This is a genomic window from Neobacillus niacini (genome assembly GCF_048572935.1).
GTDB classification, from domain to species: domain Bacteria; phylum Bacillota; class Bacilli; order Bacillales; family Cytobacillaceae; genus Neobacillus; species Neobacillus niacini.
Genome location: NZ_CP183883.1, coordinates 407069 through 428268 on the forward strand (window position 1 = coordinate 407069; position 21200 = coordinate 428268).

Sequence of the window (21200 nt, forward strand, 5' to 3'; positions counted from 1 at the left end):
CTCTTTGTTATAATACAGTGTATTACCATGTGTTGTATTATATAACACATTTTTTAAAAATGGAACTAGTTTTCAGAAAATTTTATAAAAATAGGTAAAATAATACATTAGTCCTATTTTTATTAACAAGCCAGTCGCTCAAATACCTCTTACCTGCCAAAAAGGTTCCTTCACCTTCGTATTTTCACTACTTACCTGGCTATTTCTCATTTCACCTGCAGTTTCCTCTTGTTTATCTGCCTAACCAATTCCATATCAACATAGCCAGGTGCTGTTGTCTGAAAACTAAAAAAAGAGGCTGTTGAAATTCTCAACAACCCCTTTCTTTTACATTAATCCTTCATATCGTTCTTTAGCTAGGATATACATAGCACTTCCCCAGCCTAATGGGGTATTAGAGTTGTACCTTTCGGATTGAGCAAAATACAATTCTGGTAAGCTGCCATCATCAAGCATGACGTTCTCGGTTTGTTCTATATACTGTTTTGCCTTTTTGACATTACCTAATTCTAAATGGCATAGCGCCAGCCATGGTAATCCAAATGTCCACTCTGCTTCAGTTCCATAATAATAAGATAAATCGTGGTGCCTTCCCATATGTTCGATAGTTGAATAATAGGAATCTCCCTTATAGCGGATTACGCCTCGTTCCCGTAAAAGATGTGTTTCAATTTGGTCGACAACCACTTTCGCTTCTTCCCCTGTAAAAACCCGGTATGGGTAGATTAAACTCAATTGAGCTAAATCAAATGGGCGCTGGTTACTTTCGTGTGGATAGATATCCGATAGGGTTTGATACCCATTAGTAATCCATTCTCCCGGAACAAATACGAGATCTCTTACAGCTTGGAGGCCAGCAACGCAAGCACCGACTGAGCTTGAATGGATCTCTCTCCATTCCTCCCACATTCCATTATCCTCGTCCTCCCAGTATCGAACACAACCTAAATAGCCAACCAGCTTTTGAACAATTTCATGATCTTTTGCATCTCTAATAATATTTTTCCCCTTCTTCTGACCCATTCCAATTCCCCACAGTATCGCTCCAATGGCATCATGCTGAGCATGTCCCCAAGGGGTATCCATTTCCCTTACTTCCGAAGCAGAGTACCTCGAATGAATGTATTCCCATTGCTCTCTTGGTCTTTGAACGGTATGAATATCCAGCTTCCATTCGTATTCTCTGAATAGGTCCAGAATCCGGTGGTAGGTCATCTCATAAATCTGATTGTTTTGATTCAAATATGGCAGTGACATATAAAAAGAATCACGTAACCAAACATATTGATAGTCATGGGACGAAGAAGCTAAATACAAACCATGCGGTAACCGTAACTGATCTAGGATTTGATAGCTATGGATTATTTTTTCGTTCATAATTCACCCTCGCAGCTTTTTTCTATCTTTTTGGCCAATTCATGGACTTTTTATACAAGAAAAATGATGTATAAACTAGCAAACATTTGCCTATGCTGAAGATATAGAAATAGATTAGGAGAGTGTGATAATTGTGATGGTTGGAAAAGGGAAGGGAAGATTACAATGGGGAGTGTTTAGTGATGAGCGTTGATGAATTAAATAAAATTATTGCTGTAAAAAAGATGGATTTAGAGGAATGTGAACATGAACTTAATAATCGGTATTATCCTTCGATCGTAAGAATAGCAATGATGAATTACATTATAAATTTACAAGAACAACTAGAAGAATACGATAACGATGTAATCAATTTATAAAGAAATGACGTGTGGATTCACACGTCATTTCTTGTGTTTTGCAATAAACGTAACAAGTCAGCCTCACGATTCTGGCTATTTAAGAACTCTTTACTAGCGATTGCTGTTAATAGTTTTCGTTTTATAGTAGTTTCGTCCACATCTTTCAAAATACGCTGCCTTGCTGAAAATAGGAATTCTAGATAGCCCTCATATTCGTCATCAAATTGCTGTTCTAGCTGTTCTCTTATTTTCCTTGCCAACGTTGGACTTGCTCCGCCTGTTGATACTGTAATACTTAATCGTCCCCGCTGAATATGGGAGGGAACATGAAAATCCGATCCTTCCGGGTCATCGGCAATGGTAACAAGCTGATGATCACTGGCCGCCATTTTAATATATTGATTTAATTCATTGTCGTTCGTCGCGGCAAAGACTAAGAACGCATCATCCATATCTTCTTTTGAAAATGATTTTTTTAGCCACTCTATCCTTTCGGAGCCAGCTAGCCTTTTTAGTTCATCTGTAGCATTAGGACTAATCACAATGATATGTGAGCCCGTACCAAGCAAACCGGTAACTTTCCGTTCAGCAACCATTCCGCCGCCTACAACGACTACTTTTTTACCCTCTAGCTTTAACATAATTGGATAATTCGAATTCAAGCATACACCCTGCCTTCCCTAAACAATCGGACACTGAATTAAGTAGTCAATCAACGCTTCTCTCGTTGCAGAAACCGGCATGCCAACTGATTCTAGACCTGCACGTTCCACTTGCTCTTTTGAGTGCTGTCCCATACAGACTACTTGTACATCTTCTAAAAGGTCGAAAAGGTCAATACCGCATTTCTTTAAGCCTTCGATAAATACGCCTACAGATGCCCCGCTTGGAAATACCATTGTATTTACTTGAGCTTCCTCAAGCATTCGTTGAAAAATTGGCAGGAACTGTTGGTCGAGCTCTTTTTTACTCGTCACTAAGAAATCAGCCTTTTCAACCTCATATTGCCGATCGTCTCCGACCACCAGTAAACTGCCTTCTTTTGGCATGTCCTGACTGTGTCCAGCTATAAATCCGCGCCCTTTTAGTGCATTTATTGATTTACTGGAGCCGCCATAGAAATCAGCCTTTATTTTTCGTATATCAATTTCTTCCTCTATCATCGCATTAAAAAATTCACTGACGCTTTCAGGAGAAGAGAACAGTATTCTATCATATTCCGCTACTTTCCTTAAATCAACAGGTAGAATGGTCTTTTTCCATTTTGGAAATTCAATCACATCTGCTCCCTTTTCCATTAATTCCTTTGCTAAGCCGCTAACACTCTCACTAGTCCGTGCTAACAATATTTGACGGCCATACAAAGGCATTTTTTCAAACCAGCTGATTTTTTCACGTAATGAGATAACATCTCCAACAAGAATAATTGCCGGGTTGCTAAATTTAGCCTTTTGAACCTTAACTGTGATATCTTCCAATGTTCCCTGCAATGTTTTCTGACGGCCAAAGGTACCCCATTGAATCAAGATGACAGGAGTTGAGGATGGTTTGCCATGTGCAATAAGACTTTCACAAATATAAGGGAGATTTCCTACCCCCATATAAAAAGCAATCGTATCGACACCACGGACAAGCCCTTCCCAATCAAGCATTGGCTTTCCATCTTTCGATTTATCATGTGCGGTTACAACTGCAAAGCTTTCAGCATGTTCCCTGTGGGTGACAGGAATTCCTGCATAAAGGGGGGCTGCAATCCCCGATGAGATACCAGGAACAATTTCAAATGGAATTTGATAATGAGCAAGGGCTGCTGCTTCTTCACCGACACGTCCAAAAACACCAGGGTCTCCGCCTTTTAACCGGACGACCACTTTCCCTTTTAGTGCCTTTTCTACTAAAAGGTCATTGATATTCTCTTGGCGTAAAGTATGGCGGTCAGGTAATTTACCGCAATAGATCAGCTCGCAATCTGCTGGTGCATACTCTAGCAATTTAGGATTGGCCAGCCGGTCATAAAGAATGACTTCTGCTTGTTTAATGGCTTCCAATCCTTTTACGGTGATTAAACGAACATCCCCTGGCCCTGCTCCTACTAAAAATACTTTTCCTGTCTCCATCCTGCAGCCATCCTTCCAAACTCTATATATAAGATCCTTTACACAACAATCTTACGAGAACTATCTTAAATAATAATATAAACGTTATTTCCTTCGACTTCCACTTGATACGCTTTTACCTGACCTTCATCTGGTGCCTGAACTTTTCCGTCACTTAAGGAAATCTTCCAATCATAGACTGGGCAGAAAACATATTCACCGCTTACGAGGCCTTCCGTTAAGACTCCGCCTTTTGGATGCGGACTCCTATTTTCAATAGCATATACCTTACCATTTGTTACTTTAAATAACGCAATCTCTTTATCATAGATTTTCACAGAATAGCCAGACCTAACTTGAAGTTCAGAATGATTAGCAACTAGAGTCCGAGTTTTTGTTACGATCATTTTATCATCACTCCCCAGCCTTAACAGTGTGTACTGCGTAGTATTTATCTTTAATGTCTTCACTTTGGATTGCTTCATTCCAAGGCTCAATATATCTCTTCAATGTCTGATCCATACGCGCATTTAATTCTTTTCTAGTTTCTTCGTTTGCTAGGACTTCTTTTACATGCTCTAAGCCAACACGTTCTACCCACTTAGAAGTACGCTCTAAATAATTTGCAGTTTCACGATAATATTGTAGATATGCACTGGTCAATTCCATTACTTCAGCTTCTGTCTTTACTGTAGCTAATAGATCACCTGCTCGCAGGTCTACACCGCCATTACCTGCCACATAGATTTCCCAGCCTCCATCAATTCCAACAAAGCCAATGTCTTTAATACCTGCTTCTGAGCAGTTTCTTGGGCAGGCTGATACTCCCATCTTCACTTTATGTGGAGTATCAAGACGTTCAAATTTCTTTTCCAGTTCAATACCTAGTGACATTGAATCCTGTGTTCCATAGCGGCAGAATTGTGCTCCTACGCAAGTTTTTACCGTACGAAGTGTTTTTCCATATGCATAGCCTGATGGCATATCCAGCTCCTCCCACATACTTGGAAGGTCTTCTTTTTTAACTCCAAACAAGCCGATCCGCTGTCCTCCCGTTAATTTCACAAGTGGAACCTCATATTTTTCTGCCACTTCCGCAATCTTTTTCAAGTCGGCAGCAGTCGTAACACCGCCATACATTCTGGGAACAACGGAGTATGTTCCATCTTTTTGGATATTGGCGTGCATTTTCTCGTTTACAAGACGGGAGTCACGGTCATCCTTATATTCATCCATGTGAATCATACCTAGGTAGTAGTTAATAGCAGGACGGCATTTCGTACAGCCTTCCTCGTTATTCCACTCTAGAACGTTCATCACTTCTTTGACACTTGTTAAGCCCTTTTCTCTAATTTCAGCAACCAGATCTTCACGGCTGATGGTCGTACATCCGCAAATACTTGTTTTCTGTGCAGCAGCTGCGTCAAATTGATCACCTAGTGTATAAGCAAGAATGTCATTGACCATTGGCTTACAGCGGCCGCAGGAACGGCCAGCATTGGTACAATGACTTACTTGATCAAGTGTAGTCAGACCTTGAGTTTTAATTGCCTCTACAATTGCTCCTTTTGTTACACCATTACAGCCGCACACCAATTCATCATTCGGCATAGAGGCAATATCTCCGCTTCCGCCTTCGGCTGAACATTGTGATTCAAAAATAGAGATTTCTGTGATATCCTCCTTTTTTGAAAGCATTCGGAACAATCTTGTACTATCTTTGGTGTCGCCATAAAGAACAATCCCAACAATTCTGTTATCTCGAACTAGAACGCGTTTGTAGATACCTTCATATTCGTTATAGACCATAATTGATTTTGTTGTACCGTCTTCATAAATCTCACCTGCTGAGTAAAGGTCCACTCCAGCGACTTTAAGTTGAGTTCCAGTTACGGATCCTTCATATGGCGCTGCTTCCTTCCCACAAATTCTTTCAGCAAGGATTTTCCCTTGTTCGTATAATGGCGCTACTAGCCCGTAAACAATTTCTCTGTGCTCGGCACATTCACCCACTGCATACACATTTGGGGCACTAGTTTCCATAAAATCATTAACGACTATTCCACGATTTACATAAATTCCGCTTTCTTTCGCAACCAAAGTGTTAGACTTAATTCCAATTGCCATTACAACAAGGTCCGCTCTCGCAAAAGATCCATCTTTAAAACGAAGACCCGCAACTCGCTCATCTCCGATGATTTCGACTGTTTCCTTTTCCATTAAAAATCTCATACCTTGTGATTCGAGCTCGGCTTTAAGGAGACTAGAAGCAATTGGATCTAACTGCCGTTCCATTAAATTCGGCATTAAGTGTACCACTTCGACCTTCATCCCAAGGTTCAGTAATCCTCGCGCTGCTTCGAGACCAAGAAGCCCGCCTCCAATGACCACAGCTTTTTTGTAGTTTTTCGCTGATTTGATCATCATTTCACAATCTTTTATATCACGAAAACCTGTAACGCCAATTTTGTCTGCACCTGGAATTGGCAGAATGAATGAGTTCGAACCTGTAGCAATAATTAATTCATCATACTTTACTTCCCGGCCCTGGTCAGAAATTACTTTCTTCGCTTCTACATCAATTTTTGTTACAGCTTCTCCACTGTGTAATTGAATATTATTTTCTTTATACCAGTCTAGTGGATTAATAATGATATCTTCAAAGCTTGTATCACCTTGAAGAATATTCGATAATTTTATACGATTGTAGTTTGGATGTGGTTCTTGTCCAAAAATAGTGATTTCAAATTGATTTGGTGAAAGTTTAAGAATTTCTTCAATCGTTCTAACGCCCGCCATCCCGTTTCCAATCATTACTAGTTTTTTCATGTTGGATCGCTCCTTGTATTTGATTATCATGAATTTCCCTTATTTAAGTTTTTCTCTATAGTTACATTGTAAATGCTGAGGTGTTAAAAAATTGTGAGGTACGTCACAATTCACTCTTAGTTTGTGAACCATTTCACATCATTGTCAAATATGAATATGAAATTGAAAGGGTAATAATGTTTTGACTACTTTGGTGGAGTTTTGGATTATTTTTGTAGGGATATGGACGTTTTTCAAATTACAACCATTTAATTTATTGCCCCGTATCTTTGATCCTAATTCAAAACGTTTAAAGATTGAAAAGATATTTAGAAAGGGGAGTTGTAAATGACTCTGACTATTCTAGGTTATATACGTCAAAACTTGGAGAAATATATCAGACTAAAGCAGTATAAACAATACACCATAGTCATGATTTCTTTCGTTCACACACAATATATACTTTACCTATAAAAGTTTAAGGAAAAATGATAATTAATAAATGGTCATTTAGAGGAGGGATTTTAATGACTGTGAATATTTTGTTCTTAACCATTATGTTCAAAAAACGAGAAATAAGTATTGAAGAAGCTATCCATCAAGAAGTCGTTGAAAAAATGTATGAGAATACTAAAGTTCAGCGAATTTCTATGTATGATTATATCTAACGCTTTTGCTATTGCAGACATTTTTATAAACTATAAACTTGGTTGTCGGACGTTACTTAATGTTAACGTCCGACAAGTTAAATGATTGAATCGATAACATCCGTAAATAGTGAATAGTCCATGAAATTTATCACTATTAAAAAAGCCCAATTCATATGAATTGGGCTTGAAATATAGATTTTAATACATTTCAGATGTAGTCTTAGCTTGCATATGAAGTAATAAGTAGTCAGGACCGCCTGCTTTGGAGTCAGTTCCAGACATATTAAAGCCGCCGAATGGCTGATAACCAACAATTGCGCCAGTACATGAACGGTTGAAATATAGGTTACCAACATGGAAGTCCTCACGAGCCTGCTCTAGGTGTTCACGATTCGTTGTGATAACCGCACCTGTTAAGCCATACTCAGTGTTGTTGGCAATTTCGATTGCTTCCGTGAAATCCTTAGCCTTAGTGAAACCAACAACAGGCCCAAAGATTTCTTCCTGCATAATTCGTGCATCCGGAGCAAGGTCAGCAATAACAGTAGGTTGAATGAAATACCCTTTGGAATTATCTCCTTCTCCGCCAGTCATTACCTTACCTTCTTGCTTTCCAATTTCAACATATTCCATGATTTTCTTGAACGCATTGTTGTCGTTAACTGGCCCCATGAACATTCCTTGCTCTGTTGGATCTCCTACCGTTAATTGGTTGGTTAATTCAATCACACGGCTCAATACGGTATCATAAACATCCTCAACGATTACCGCTCGTGAACATGCTGAACATTTTTGACCAGAGAAACCAAAAGCTCCTGCAACGATTGATTGTGCAGCCAGTTCAAGATCTGCTTCTGAATCTACCACGATCGTATCTTTTCCGCCCATTTCCGCAATGAGACGCTTCATCCAAACTTGACCTGGATTTACTTTAGAAGATCGTTCGAATATACGAAGTCCAACGTCGCGTGAACCTGTAAAGCTGATAAAGCGAGTATCCTTATGGTCTACTAAGTAGTCACCCACCTCGGCACCGCTTCCTGGTACGAAGTTTAGTACGCCTTTAGGCAGACCTGCTTCTTCCATTACTTCTACGAATTTTGCTGCAACAATTGGAGTTGTTGAAGCTGGTTTTAATAGAACCGTATTACCTGTAACAATCGCTGCTACTGTTGTACCAGCCATAATCGCTAATGGGAAATTCCAAGGTGAGATAATGATTCCAACACCTAGTGGAATATAGTTATAACGGTTAAATTCATTCGGACGGCTATTAACGGGAACTCCATCTTTAAGTGCCAGCATTTGACGGCCATAATATTCAAGAAAGTCAATTGCCTCTGCAGTATCTGCGTCCGCTTCCTTCCATGGTTTACCTGCTTCCTTTGTTAGAAGAGCAGAAAACTCATGCTTACGGCGGCGAATAATGGTCGCTGCTTTAAATAAAACATCCGCACGTACTTCTGCTTTAACCTTTTTCCAAGTTTGAAACGCTTCTACAGCAGCCTGCATTGCCTGTTCGGCAAGATCTCTACTAGCCTTTGAAACGGTTCCAATTACTTCTTCTTTATTTGAAGGATTATAAGATACAATTTTATCTTCTGTTGTTATTCTTTCACCGCCGATTACAAGTGGGTAATCTTTGCCTAAGTAACTTTCAACTGTCTTAATTCCGTTAAGGTATGCCTGACGGTTTTCTTCAATTGAAAAGTCTGTGAATGGTTCATGCTTATAAGGTTGCACCATGTCTTAAAACCTCCTATGTATTAAAAACATTACATCCTTGTTCATTCTAACATTTTTCTTTCTCACCTATCAACGGAAAACGGTTACACCAATTTTCAAAAAAAGAACCTGGTTTTTTCACCAGGTTAATAAATATGCACAAACGGTTCTGCTTCATTTGCCTTGCGGACGATTATTGCCTCTGGTCCATCGACAGATGTAACACTTACCGAAACCGATATATAATTTGGAAAATGTTCTAAGACAAGCCCTGTTACATATTGAGTAAACCCAATGGCTTCTGATTTTCCGTAGAACTGAATGGGAATCGAAATATCTAAATCAGTAAATTGATCTCCAATGTAGAAGGCACGTCCAATAACACCATTAAAGTTTGGAAAATATTCCTCAACATCCTGCTTAAAGTTTAAAAATGCCGTTACATCATCACGATGTGCCTCTTGTGCCTCAGTAGAAGGAAAGAGGAAATACTTTTCCGCAACAGGCTCCCACGAATTAATCGTTGAGCTTCCTTTTTCGACATTTGTATACGTAAAAAAGGTGCCAGGCACAACAGACGATCGGCTCTGCTGCTCAAACAAAGCAATGGTAATTGGAACATCCTTTAAGTTTTTCATAGCCCTCAGACGCTTAAGGACCTCCTCGGCAATCTTTTTCCCTTCCCGTTCCATTTCAGCAAATTCAATTTTCCTCTCAAAATAAGGTTCACCCACTGCTGTGCGGTAATAGTGAACGGAATTTAATGCCAATCCGATTACGACGCCACCTAATTTTACGGTATCGTTTTCTCCTTTGATTAGGTAGTCATGTTCTAAGATATGGGCTAAATAGATAGGACTATTGCTATTGCCTTCTTTAAAATCAGCTCCGTCTTCCATTAGTGGATTTAAGCCGATATTTTCATCTGCTTTTAAACCCTCTTCCTTCAATTGTGCTTCTGTAAATTTACGATTTAACCAAAGTCTTACGGTATTACGCTTTAGCTCCTGTCCTTCACGAAACAAATAGGTTTTAGGGTCAAATTGATGCTGGGCAATCCTCATCAATCCGGTCTCAAATTCATTAATGTCATATCTAGTATTAATATTTCCAACGATTAAACCACGTGCTTCCCCAGGCTCGAACGGTAAAATTGTCCGATAATAGTTGTCGGAAATATTATATTTCGGAATAATTGCTTTCTCTTCCGCCTCTTCTTTTGTTTTGACAACGTTGTCCTGCTTTTGGAAGTTTGGTGCACATCCACTAAGCAGTAAGAGAAAGGAAAGAGCGAGCAATGAGAGTTTTCTCACGTCGATACACCTCTTATTTATTTAATTCTATCAAGAGCTTCTCCTCGTCCCACACTTCAATTCCCAGCTCCTCGGCCTTGGCAAGTTTGGAACCAGCATCTTCACCAGCAATAACAAGATGCGTTTTCTTGCTGACACTTCCTGATACATTCCCTCCAAGAGCTTCAATCTTTTCCTTGGCTTCATTTCTAGAAAGCTGCTCAAGCTTCCCTGTTAAAACCACTGTCTTCCCAGCAAAGATGCTGTTGGATTCTTCAGCAGAAACCGGTTTGGCACCTTTATATTCCATATTGACTCCAACAGAAGCGAGTTCCCTCAACAGTTCCTCTGCCTCTTCCTGATCAAAAAAAGCAACAATAGAATCTGCCATTTTATCACCAATTTCATTGATTGCCAATAAGTCATCCTTTTTGGCATGAGCGAGTTTTTCCATAGTATCAAAGCTTTGAGCAAGTGTTTTTGCTGCTTTTGCACCCACATGTCGAATCCCAAGCCCAAATAATAATTTTTCTAGCGAGTTTCCTTTAGAAGCCTCTATTGCTTTTAAAAGATTAGTAACGGATTTCTCGCCCATTCGTTCAAGAGCTATAAGCTGATCATGTGTAAGCTTATAAATATCCGCAACATCACTGATTAATTTCTCAGCGAAAAGCTGGCTGATTACTTTTTCACCAAGACCTTCAATATTCATTGCATCTCGTGATACAAAGTGAATCAATCCTTCTCGGATTTGCGCAGGGCATTTGGGATTAATGCAGCGTAACGCCACTTCCCCTTCAAGCCGGACAAGTTCGCTTTCGCATTCAGGGCAATGCGTTGGCATTTGGAAGTCACGTTCATTCCCAGTTCGTTGTTCTGCAAGCACATTGACCACTTCAGGAATGATATCCCCTGCTTTTTTAACCACAACTTGGTCGCCTATTTTAATATCTTTTTCTCTTATTAAGTCTTCATTATGCAAGGAGGCACGCTGAACAGTGGTACCAGCTACCTTCACAGGTATTAGAATCGCTGTTGGAGTGACAACACCTGTTCTTCCAACGCTTAATTCAATATCTAAGAGTGTTGTAACGACCTCTTCAGCTGGAAATTTATAGGCAATTGCCCAACGCGGACTTTTCGCAGTTGTGCCAAGCTTGCTCTGGTGCTCGTAGGAATCTACCTTAATCACAATTCCATCTATTTCATACGGCAAATGCGGGCGCTTATCACCCCAGCTATTTACATACTCGATTACTTCGTTAATTGTAGGGCACTTTCGGCGCTCTTTATTTGTTTTAAAGCCGAGTTGATCTAGGTAATCTAATCCTTCACTATGGGACGCTGCATTTATCGTACCGCCGCCGATTCCATATAGGAAGACATCAAGATTCCTTGATGCAGCAATTTTTGGATCAAGCTGTCTTAATGATCCAGCTGCCGCATTTCGTGGATTTGCAGCTAATTCTTCCCCTCGTTCTTCCTTGGCTTTATTTAATGCTTCAAAGGATTTCTTTGGCATATAAGCTTCACCGCGGACTTCTAATGTTGCATTTTCACGCAATCGGAGCGGGATGGATTTGATTGTCTTTAAGTTTGCCGTAATATCTTCTCCAATCGTTCCGTCTCCTCTTGTTGCACCTTGGATAAACAGGCCATTTTCATAGCGTAAAGAAACTGCAAGACCATCAATCTTTAATTCACAGACATAGGAGACATTATCTCCAACTGCCTGACGAACACGGCGGTCAAAATCTTTTAGGTCCTGTTCGTTAAAGGCATTTCCTAAGCTTAACATGGGTGTTCGATGCTCTACCTTTTCAAATACGTCCAGTATTTTACCGCCAACACGCACAGATGGTGAATCTGAGGTTATTAGTTCTGGAAAAGTTGTCTCTAGTTCCAAAAGTTCCTTCATTAAACGATCGTATTCTGCGTCAGGTACTGTAGGCATATCAAGCACATAATATTCGTAGCCATATTGATTTAACAGGCTTCTTAGATCATTGATTCTCAATTCAGCTGTTTGAAGGTCCATATATCCAGCCCTTTCATTCTAAAATGATACGAGAATAGCCCCGTAACAGGGGCAATTCACTTTTTTATCTTACGCTATTGTGATTATATTTTTTTTGTAATGGGAGCGAACTTCGCCAGTAGACGCTTGATTCCAGTAGGACTTGGGAAAGCAATATCAAGTTCTGTACCTTCGCCTTGACCTTTTACACTTACCACCGTGCCTATGCCCCATTTACCGTGTTCCGCTTTATCGCCGACTTTCCAGCCGACAGTATCCCCGCCAGTTGAAGAGGCTATTGGTCTCATAACTGGTTTTCTCGTTACTGGTGTACCAAAAGAAGTACTGGTTGTACCAGATGCGCTTCGTCCAAAAGAGGCTCCTGTTGTACCCGAAGTGCTTCTTCCAAATGAATTCCCTCCTCTGGATCCAAACGAAGTACTTCTACGTTCCTCTTTTTCCACGCCTTCTAAAAGATCTTCCGGAATTTCACTAATAAATCGGGATGCAGGGTTCATGCTTGTACGCCCGAACAACGTTCTCATCTGGGCATTTGTCAGGAAGAGAGTCTGCTCCGCCCGCGTAATTCCTACGTAGGCCAAACGGCGCTCTTCTTCCATCTCAGCTTCTTCCATTAATGAACGGCTGTGCGGGAAGACTCCTTCTTCCAATCCAATTAAAAAGACAACTGGAAATTCTAATCCTTTTGCCGAGTGCAATGTCATAAGGGTAATCGCGTCTGTTTTTTCACCGTCTTCATCTAACGAATCAATATCAGCAACTAGTGCTAAATCTGTTAAGAAGGCAACTAAGCTCTTATCCTCATTCACTTCTTCAAAGTTCTTCGTCACAGATAATAATTCGTCTAAGTTCTCAAGTCTGCTTTGGGCTTCGATTGATTTCTCTGCCTTCAGCATTTCACGATAACCAGATTTATCTAAAATATCCTCAACCAGTTCTGTAACCGATAAAAACTCTTGCATTTGTGTGTAGTTTTTAATTAAATCTCTAAATTCTCTCGCACCCTTGGTGATTTTTGGACTAAGTCCAAGTAACTCAACGGAATCAAGTGCTTGAAAAATAGAGATATCATGCATGGCAGCAAAGTTGGCCATTTTATCTACTGAACTCGAACCAATTCCACGTTTTGGCACATTAATAACACGCTGTAAACTGATGTCATCATCAGGATTCGAGATGAGCCTCAAATAGGCAAGCATGTCCTTAATTTCTTTTCTGTCATAGAACTTCGTTCCGCCGACGATGCTGTATTCAATATTTGATTTTAACAGTACTTCCTCCATCACACGGGACTGAGCGTTCGTCCTATAAAGAATCGCGACATCGGAGAGCGTATACTTGCCTTCGCGTGTTAATTCTTTAATTTTACCAGCAACGAATTGAGCTTCTCCCTGCTCGCTATCTGCACGATAGTATACAAGCTTGTTTCCCTCAGGGTTTTCCGTCCAAAGATTCTTTGCCTTTCGGGTTACATTATTTTCAATTACCTTATTTGCCGCCAAGAGAATCCTCTTTGTTGAGCGGTAGTTTTGCTCCAGTAAAATGACCTTTGCATCGGGATAGTCCTTTTCAAAGGAAAGGATATTCGCAATATCCGCTCCGCGCCAGCGATAAATCGACTGGTCGGAATCCCCGACTACGCATAGGTTTTTAAAGCGGTTTGCTAAAAATTTAACTAGCATATACTGCGCTCTGTTTGTATCCTGATACTCATCTACATGAATGTATTGAAATTTCCGTTGATAATATTCAAGTACCTCAGGTACACGTTGAAACAGTTGAATCGTCATCATGATCAAGTCATCAAAATCGAGTGCTTGATTTTTCCGCAGCCGTTTTTGATATTCTGTATAGACATCGCTGACTGTTTGTTCGAAATAGCCGCCAGCGGTTTTTGCATACTCTTCCGGGTCAATTAATTCATTTTTGGCTGAGCTGATTGCACCTAAAATCGCACGTGGGTCGTATTTTTTCGGATCTAGGTTCTTATCTTTAAGGATTCCTTTAACCACCGATTGTTGATCACCTGTATCTAAGATTGTAAAGTTGCGATTAAAGCCCATTCTGTCGATGTCTCTTCGGAGAATTCTTACACACATGGAGTGGAAAGTGGAAATCCATATTTCTTCTGCTGCTCCACCCATCATTTTTCCGATACGCTCTCTCATTTCTCGCGCAGCTTTATTTGTAAAGGTAATCGCTAGAATATTATAAGGATTTACACGTTTTTCAACAATTAAATAAGCAATACGATGCGTTAGTACTCTCGTTTTACCACTACCCGCGCCGGCCATAAGTAAAAGCGGACCGTCCGTTGCTTTCACTGCGTTTTGTTGTTCTGGATTCAAACCATTTAAAAGTTTTTCTGATAAATATTGCAATTCCTTCACCACCATACCAAACATTTGTTCTTATTTTAACTCTATATGATTAATTAAGCAAATTTCATCGTACGCTTTTTACTGTTGCTAAGGCTTGGTCGAAATCATCATAAATAGCATTTCCAACCACAATGACATCCGCATGTTCAGCCATTTCAACTGCTTGTTCAAGCGTTGAGATTCCCCCGCCATAAAACAATACCGTTTCCTCTAAAGTCTTTTTAACTGCAGATACCACTTCTACATCTCCATACGTGCCGCTATATTCCAGATAAAAGATTGGTAAATGAAACATTTTCTCTGCCATCATCGCATACGCCGTTACTTCTTCTGTTGAAACATTTGTATTGGCAGAAGTCAATTTTGCCGCTTTGCATTCCTCATTCAGAATGCAGTAGCCTTCCATGACAATTTCTTCCCAATCCATAATTTCACCAAACTCTTTTACAGCCTGATGGTGCAGACCAGTTATCCACTTTGTATCATTACTATTTAAAATTGTCGGAATAAAATAAAGGTCAAATCCAGGGGTAACTATTTCAATACTTGAAACTTCGAGGACACAAGGAACGGTGTAGCGGCGAATTCGAGCCATTAAATCAAGGACTTTTTCCAGGGTTACCCCGTCTGTTCCTCCAACCATTACCGCATCTGTTCCAGATTCGCATATTCTTTCTAACTGTTCATCACTTATCTCTTTATTTGGATCGAGTTTAAACACATGGCGCCACTCGCGAAAATCGTACATCCCAAGATCCTCCCATTCAATCTTACATTACACCATTATAGCACTAGCTCATTCGATTAAAAAAGAAAACACTAAATTACTTAATAGAAAATGTACCCATATTAAAAAGCGGAAGTGCCTGGTTCAGGGAAAAATGCAGTTCAATTTTTCCCAGGGGCGATAGGCATAAGACGAGCCGGCGAGAAGGTTGCCCTTTAACCTTCTTGTCGGATTGTCGGAAATGTGGAGGCGACTGCCCTGGGACGAGAGTCTAGACGAACCCTGCAAGAAGGCGCTCTTTGCCTTCTTCAGGGGGCGGCTTATGCCTTCCTCAGGGGGCGGCTTATGACTCGAGTCCCAAGGAGCCGAAACAAGACAAGCTTATGACCCCGAGCCCCTAGGCGCTGGAGCTGGATTAAAAAAGAAAAACCGAAGAGTGGTCTCTTCGGTTTGGCTTACTTCTCTTCGCTTGCATTTTCTGTTTTGACCCGCTCTAATACCATTTCATACGTGTCATTGCCGAAATTCAAACAGCGCTTTACACGAGAAATCGTTGCTGTGCTTGCACCTGTTTCGGTCTCGATTTTATGATAGGTATTTCCTTCACGCAGCATTCTTGCTACATCTAAACGCTGTGCTAATGATTGGATTTCATTTATTGTACATAAATCGTCAAAGAAGCGATAGCATTCTTCAAGGTCCTTCAGTGAAAGAACAGCTTGGAATAACTGATCAAGCTCTTTTCCACGTAACTTATTAATTTGCATATATTTTACCCCTTTAATTAGTTAAGATTATTTACATTAAATGAAACGCTTGATTGAAGTCCAGGATTGGTCGGAACCACGTTCACCCACGTCTTCCCTTGAACAAACGGTACCACTTCTCCATCCCTTATTGGAACAATTACGCCGTTATCATTTTTCCATTCTACTTTCATGACCTTACCTTTTTGCAGCAAGTAACCAGATCCCCCAGAAACTAAATCAATTTCCTTATGAGCAGCCTCATCAATGACTTGATGTTTAGTCTCAATGATAAACAAATTATCTAACAGAATGGGTTCTTTCGTTTCATAATCTATGGTTTGATCCCCATTAGAATATCGCTTGTATTTTCCGACTGACTCATCATACTCGTAGATGGAATTGAAAATTTCACTAGCAGAGTAAGAAATCATTACTGTATTTGCTTCGTCTCCCGTTATGGATTGACTATCTTTCTCTGATAAAAAATGAAAATCCGGCGGGGACTGATTCATTGAGTATTTCTTTTCCTTGGCTCCTTTTAAAACATTTTCATACGTAATATAGGAATTATGAGGGGCATCACGGAAGCTTGCCCTTTTAAACAGGGTACCATCATAGACCATACCATTTAAATTATCAACAAATTCACGTTCGAGCAATTCTCTTGCCTCTTCACTATAGCCATGGGCGATAAAAAGCGCATCCAGACCCTTTGCCAGGTCAATGTAATAGTCCCTTGCACTTCGCACTGGCCCCATATTATCTGGTTTTTCGCTTTGGAAAACAGCAAGGAAACGGGTCACATCTCCTTCTGCTAGAAGTTCATATACAATATCCGCTTTATTTAAGCCAGATTGAGGCCTAGCTTTTGGATGATTATTAATTATGACGGCAACTGCTCTTCCATCTGTCTTCGCTTCCGAACCCACCCCAGTTAATGGGAAGACATATGGGAGTTCATTTTCTACCTCTTCCTGTATCACTTCTTCTACTTCTTTAACCGGCTCCTTTGGTCCGCTAGCCTTCTCTTTATCGTTGCAGCCGGTGAGGAGTAAAAGAACCGCTGTTATGGCAACAGCCCAATTCTTCATACTATTAAAACACTCCTATCGTCTTCCCTCAGAAGCGGAATTATCCAATTAATTTACTTTTATAGTTTAACGCATTATCGACGGAAAGAGAACAGTTTTGTTCATTACATCGTACATTCCCTGTTGGGTGATTCGAATATAAGGTAAATGAGTTGCCGAAAAAAATAATAAACTGTACACAGGATCGGAGAAGGAATACCCACGATCCTTCAATTCAACCAATAATTTCTTTTCTTCGTCGATTAATTCCTTAAGCGGAAGGTTTGACATAATTCCGTTAAGTTTTAATGGAATCTCACATACCACTTGCTCTTCCTCGACCATAACAATACCGCCGCCTAACTCCTTCATTCTCTCAAAAGCAGCAAGCATATCACGTTTATTTTTTCCAATTAAGATAATGTCACCTGTATTAGAAAATGAACTTGCCAATGCAGAAAGATTCGTAGCAAATCCTTTTAATAATGTATTTATCCTCCACTTGCCGTTCCTGTCCAGCAGGGTAAAGAAGCATTCGTCATGGTCTGTTGACAACTCATCATATGAGGCGTCAATTGCAATGGAATATGGTTTCGTAATGACTGAATTCTCCATCTTAATCCCAAACGGCATTGAAAATTGTAAATCATCAATGCTTAGATTCCAGTCCAGTTCCATTGGTTTTAGACCGTAATCAGCCCAATTAATCGAGTGATAAGCCTCGACCACTTGTCCTTCACGTTTTACCCATTTACCTTTTGCCAGCACAGAATGAGGTGTCGGGTTCTCGATACTTGATAAGAAGTTGATGTTTGCAACACGTCCAGTTGCAATATTGCCATGCAAATGATCAATATTGTAATATCGTGCAATATTTACTGTAGCCATGTTGTAGGCGTCAATAAGTGGTACGCCTTTATCAATGGCGATGCGAATCATTTGATCCGTGATACCTTGTTCATAAAACGTGGATGTTGAACCATCTGTGTTAAACATCAAACGATCATAAGCTTCAATTCCTAATCGTTTCATATCATCCAGTAATTCCGGCAGGTCAGGACGAATAGAAGAATATCTAAGTGAAACCATATAGCCCTGCATTAGTCGGTTATATACTTCTTCACCCGTCATTGCCTCATGGTCACTATCTGAACCTAACAGCATCATTTTCGCTAATGTTTTCTCGGAAGCACCAGGAAAATGTCCTTCAATCTTTTTGTGCATTCGTTTTGCTTCTTGTATCCAATGCAGCATCATATCATCGCCGTCTAACAATTTAGGCCATCCAGTCAATTCACCGCCTTGAAGAACTGCGTCATGCTCTAACCACGATTTTATATTGCTATGTGAAAATACATCTTCTTCATTTAGAATTTCCGTTTGCGGATCAAACCGGCACCACCAGAACATGGTTGTAGGTATGGATCGCAAGTCCTTTAATAAAGAAAACGCTTCCTTTTTCTTTAAATTCATAATCAAGGACATGTTGTCATTGATTAGGGTCGTTGTCCCAAACTGGGATGCATAAGCAGCCAGCGTATGGGGATTATATAATTGATAAGGATGGGCATGTGGCTCGATATACCCAGGAACAAGAATTTCATTTGTACAATCAATGATCTCACAGTTTTCCACTTTTGGCGGTAAATTTTCGCCAACATATACAATCCGATCTTCATATATCCAAATATTCGCGCGCATCCACTGGCGAAATGTCTGATTTAAATATAAGGCATTTTTTAATAAAATGGTTGGTGAAGTTTTTCCATCTAAAACGGATACATGCATGCGTAAATGTTTGTTTTTCCATCGATAACGTTGATCGAGCATACGATACCCTCCCTTTCTAAGAAGCTATTTATCTAGTAAGAATGTTGATTTCTCAATAAAGAAAGCCCTTACAAAAATTAGTTTATCTCTATACTAACATATTTTACTTTTTAACGCATTAAAGAATTGGATAATTCCTGTAAAAATATTGTGAAGGAGTGAACAATGTGAACATTACTAAAAATATCGGGATTCTGAATGCATTAATAAGGATTACAATTGGGCTTACCGTCCTATCTTGGAGTACAGCGAAAATGGTGAAGTTTCCTTGGAGAGATTCCTATTTTTTTATTGCGATATGCGGCGCAATGAAGGTGGCAGAGGGAATCGTTCGTTTTTGCCCTGTGACAGCGCTATTTGAAAGATATCAGGAAATGGAACAGGAAAAACCGGTATTGGCACTTGGTGATGGGGCAGACAATGGCGAAGTTGATGAAGTGCTGCCATATAACCCGACTTAATCTTTTATGATTTCCGATAGTTAGACGCTATTCGTGCCCTTATCCTCAGCTTTTTGGGGTTTGTGGTAACGAATAAACTCTATTCGTGCCCTTATCCCTCGACTTTTTGCGTTTACGGTAACGAATAGAGCCTATTCGTGCCCTTATCCCCCGACTATTTGGGCTGACGGTAACGAATAGGAATAGACGCTATTTGTTACTCTTCTTGGGGTTTATGAATGTTTAACCGACAAACCAAAAATAAACGGGCTGACCGTGTTTGGTCAGCCCTTGAAAGGAAGGTAATCTGTCATGTTTTGGGAATATTTATTAGATATGTCGTTCGTGCTTATCAGCTTAATCGGCGGTATTGTTGCTCTTCTATTTGTGTTTATCCGCCGCTCTAACAGAAGACGCGCCCGATAGCCTTAAAGCCAATATCTTTTCGATAAAAAACTCCGTCACATTTTAATTTATCCAGCTCTTGGTAGACAATATCCTGCGCTTCCTTTAAATTATCTGCTTTTGCACCAACTAAGAGAACTCGGCCTCCTGCGGTTTCAAATTCACCTAAAGCATTTTTATTTGTTCCTGCATGGAAGGTATAGACTTCATTAGAAAAGTCCGCCAATCCTTCTAGAACAGCACCCTTATCATATTGCTCTGGATAGCCTTTAGCCGCAACCACAACGCCAATCATTGATTGTTCATCCCAAACTAACTCTGGGGTGCCGCCGTCTAAAATAGCTAAGATAGTCTGAACCAAATCAGATTTTAACCTTGGTAAAATTACTTGTGTTTCGGGGTCACCAAAGCGGGCATTAAACTCGATCACCTTTGGCCCTTTTTCACTTGCAATTAACCCTGCATAAAGAATCCCGCAGAAGCTTCTTCCTTCTTGAACCATTGCTTTCGCTGCAGGTATAAGGATTGTTTCGATTGCTGTTTCAACTGTTCCATGGGCAATATGTGGAACAGGAGAATATGCACCCATTCCACCTGTATTAGGACCGTTATCACCATCAAAAGCACGTTTATGATCTTGCGCGATTTCTAACGGTATAACCACTTCCCCATTCACGAATGCCATAAGAGAAAATTCTTCACCGCTTAAAAACTCTTCAATCACCACTCGTGATGATGCGTCACCAAACTTTTGTCCAACGAGCATTTCTTCTGTACTTTGTAATGCCTCTTCAAGTGTTAATGCTACTGTCACGCCTTTACCTGCTGCTAATCCATCAGCTTTGATGACAATAGGCGCGCCTTTTTCTTCAATATACTTCTTGGCTTCCTCATAGTTGGTAAATACGGCATAATCTGCAGTAGGAATCTCATATTTCCTCATGATTTCCTTTGCAAACGATTTACTTCCTTCGATTTCGGCTGCCAATTTACGTGGTCCGAACACTGCCAGACCTTCAGCTTCAAATTTATCTGCTAACCCTTCTAGTAAAGGTACTTCTGGCCCGATAATCGTTAGACCTATTCCCTGTTCTGTCGCAAATTGAATTAGTTGTTCATGGTTACTTTCGTCGATTGCCACACGTTCTGCAACATCTTCCATTCCGTGGTTACCAGGAGCCACAAACACCTTTTCCACAAGCGTGCTTTCACTTACCTTTCGGCACAATGCATGCTCTCTTCCGCCTCGGCCAATGATAAGAACCTTCATC

The 21200-nt window shown here is 40.2% G+C and carries 18 protein-coding genes; 4 read left to right on the plus strand and 14 right to left on the minus strand.

All coding sequences use genetic code 11. The features are described from left to right. Positions 1 to 327: 327 nt before the first annotated feature. Entirely contained in the window at positions 328 to 1377 is a 1050-nt protein-coding gene (locus tag ACN6MT_RS01885; protein WP_419954600.1) for a glycoside hydrolase family 15 protein, read from the minus strand. Between the two features lie 182 nt (positions 1378 to 1559). On the opposite strand from ACN6MT_RS01885, the gene ACN6MT_RS01890 reads away from it, so the two are divergent. Continuing rightward, positions 1560 to 1736: a hypothetical protein gene (locus tag ACN6MT_RS01890; RefSeq protein WP_179603088.1), complete on the plus strand. Its 177-nt coding sequence runs from the start codon at positions 1560 to 1562 to the stop codon at positions 1734 to 1736. Positions 1737 to 1753: 17 nt separating this feature from the next. Here the strand turns inward: ACN6MT_RS01890 and ACN6MT_RS01895 are convergent, their stop codons facing one another. The 4 genes from ACN6MT_RS01895 to nirB form a co-directional block, all read right to left on the minus strand. Beyond that, entirely contained in the window at positions 1754 to 2380 is a 627-nt protein-coding gene (locus tag ACN6MT_RS01895) for an NAD(P)-binding protein (RefSeq protein WP_419954601.1), read from the minus strand. An 18-nt stretch (positions 2381 to 2398) separates the two neighbouring features. Continuing rightward, positions 2399 to 3835 carry a uroporphyrinogen-III C-methyltransferase gene (cobA, locus tag ACN6MT_RS01900; RefSeq protein WP_419954602.1) on the minus strand — a complete coding sequence of 479 codons (1437 nt, stop codon included), beginning with the start codon at positions 3833 to 3835 and terminating at the stop codon, positions 2399 to 2401. A 65-nt stretch (positions 3836 to 3900) separates the two neighbouring features. Continuing rightward, complete coding sequence (nirD, locus tag ACN6MT_RS01905; RefSeq protein ID WP_419954603.1) at positions 3901 to 4221, minus strand: nitrite reductase small subunit NirD; 321 nt, start codon at positions 4219 to 4221, stop codon at positions 3901 to 3903. Positions 4222 to 4228: 7 nt separating this feature from the next. After that, positions 4229 to 6643 carry a nitrite reductase large subunit NirB gene (gene nirB / locus ACN6MT_RS01910; protein ID WP_419954604.1) on the minus strand — a complete coding sequence of 805 codons (2415 nt, stop codon included), beginning with the start codon at positions 6641 to 6643 and terminating at the stop codon, positions 4229 to 4231. A 506-nt stretch (positions 6644 to 7149) separates the two neighbouring features. Here nirB and ACN6MT_RS01915 point away from each other — a divergent pair. Next, positions 7150 to 7290 (plus strand): YrzI family small protein, encoded by a 141-nt coding sequence (locus tag ACN6MT_RS01915; RefSeq protein ID WP_419954605.1) that lies wholly within the window; start codon positions 7150 to 7152, stop codon positions 7288 to 7290. 180 nt (positions 7291 to 7470) lie between these two features. On the opposite strand, the gene pruA is transcribed toward ACN6MT_RS01915, so the two are convergent. The 8 genes from pruA to ACN6MT_RS01955 form a co-directional block, all read right to left on the minus strand. Beyond that, complete coding sequence (pruA, locus tag ACN6MT_RS01920) at positions 7471 to 9018, minus strand: L-glutamate gamma-semialdehyde dehydrogenase (RefSeq protein ID WP_419954606.1); 1548 nt, start codon at positions 9016 to 9018, stop codon at positions 7471 to 7473. 125 nt (positions 9019 to 9143) lie between these two features. Beyond that, the gene (locus ACN6MT_RS01925; RefSeq protein WP_419954607.1) at positions 9144 to 10310 is read right to left on the minus strand and encodes a CamS family sex pheromone protein; all 1167 of its coding nucleotides are present in this window, start codon (positions 10308 to 10310) and stop codon (positions 9144 to 9146) included. Between the two features lie 13 nt (positions 10311 to 10323). Next, positions 10324 to 12327: an NAD-dependent DNA ligase LigA gene (gene ligA, locus ACN6MT_RS01930; protein ID WP_419954608.1), complete on the minus strand. Its 2004-nt coding sequence runs from the start codon at positions 12325 to 12327 to the stop codon at positions 10324 to 10326. Between the two features lie 83 nt (positions 12328 to 12410). Continuing rightward, positions 12411 to 14708 (minus strand): DNA helicase PcrA, encoded by a 2298-nt coding sequence (pcrA, locus tag ACN6MT_RS01935; protein ID WP_419954609.1) that lies wholly within the window; start codon positions 14706 to 14708, stop codon positions 12411 to 12413. A gap of 64 nt (positions 14709 to 14772) precedes the next feature. Next, positions 14773 to 15456, minus strand: coding sequence for a heptaprenylglyceryl phosphate synthase (locus ACN6MT_RS01940; RefSeq protein WP_419954610.1), 684 nt, complete (start codon positions 15454 to 15456; stop codon positions 14773 to 14775). A 434-nt stretch (positions 15457 to 15890) separates the two neighbouring features. Then, positions 15891 to 16202 carry a YerC/YecD family TrpR-related protein gene (locus ACN6MT_RS01945; protein WP_063254684.1) on the minus strand — a complete coding sequence of 104 codons (312 nt, stop codon included), beginning with the start codon at positions 16200 to 16202 and terminating at the stop codon, positions 15891 to 15893. A gap of 17 nt (positions 16203 to 16219) precedes the next feature. Next, complete coding sequence (locus ACN6MT_RS01950) at positions 16220 to 17275, minus strand: DUF3048 domain-containing protein (RefSeq protein ID WP_419954611.1); 1056 nt, start codon at positions 17273 to 17275, stop codon at positions 16220 to 16222. A gap of 66 nt (positions 17276 to 17341) precedes the next feature. Further along, positions 17342 to 19084, minus strand: a complete 1743-nt coding sequence (locus ACN6MT_RS01955) for an adenine deaminase C-terminal domain-containing protein (RefSeq protein WP_419954612.1) — start codon at positions 19082 to 19084, stop codon at positions 17342 to 17344. A 167-nt stretch (positions 19085 to 19251) separates the two neighbouring features. Here ACN6MT_RS01955 and ACN6MT_RS01960 point away from each other — a divergent pair, with 167 nt between their 5' ends. After that, positions 19252 to 19545, plus strand: a complete 294-nt coding sequence (locus ACN6MT_RS01960; protein WP_419954613.1) for a YgaP family membrane protein — start codon at positions 19252 to 19254, stop codon at positions 19543 to 19545. Between the two features lie 315 nt (positions 19546 to 19860). After that, on the plus strand, positions 19861 to 19950 hold the full coding sequence (locus tag ACN6MT_RS01965; RefSeq protein WP_326160974.1) for an EYxxD motif small membrane protein: 90 nt from the start codon (positions 19861 to 19863) through the stop codon (positions 19948 to 19950). Here ACN6MT_RS01965 and purD read toward each other — a convergent pair. Next, positions 19928 to 21199, minus strand: coding sequence for a phosphoribosylamine--glycine ligase (purD, locus tag ACN6MT_RS01970; RefSeq protein WP_419954614.1), 1272 nt, complete (start codon positions 21197 to 21199; stop codon positions 19928 to 19930). The two genes, ACN6MT_RS01965 and purD, sit on opposite strands and share 23 nt — an antisense overlap. Between the last annotated feature and the right edge of the window lies 1 nt (position 21200).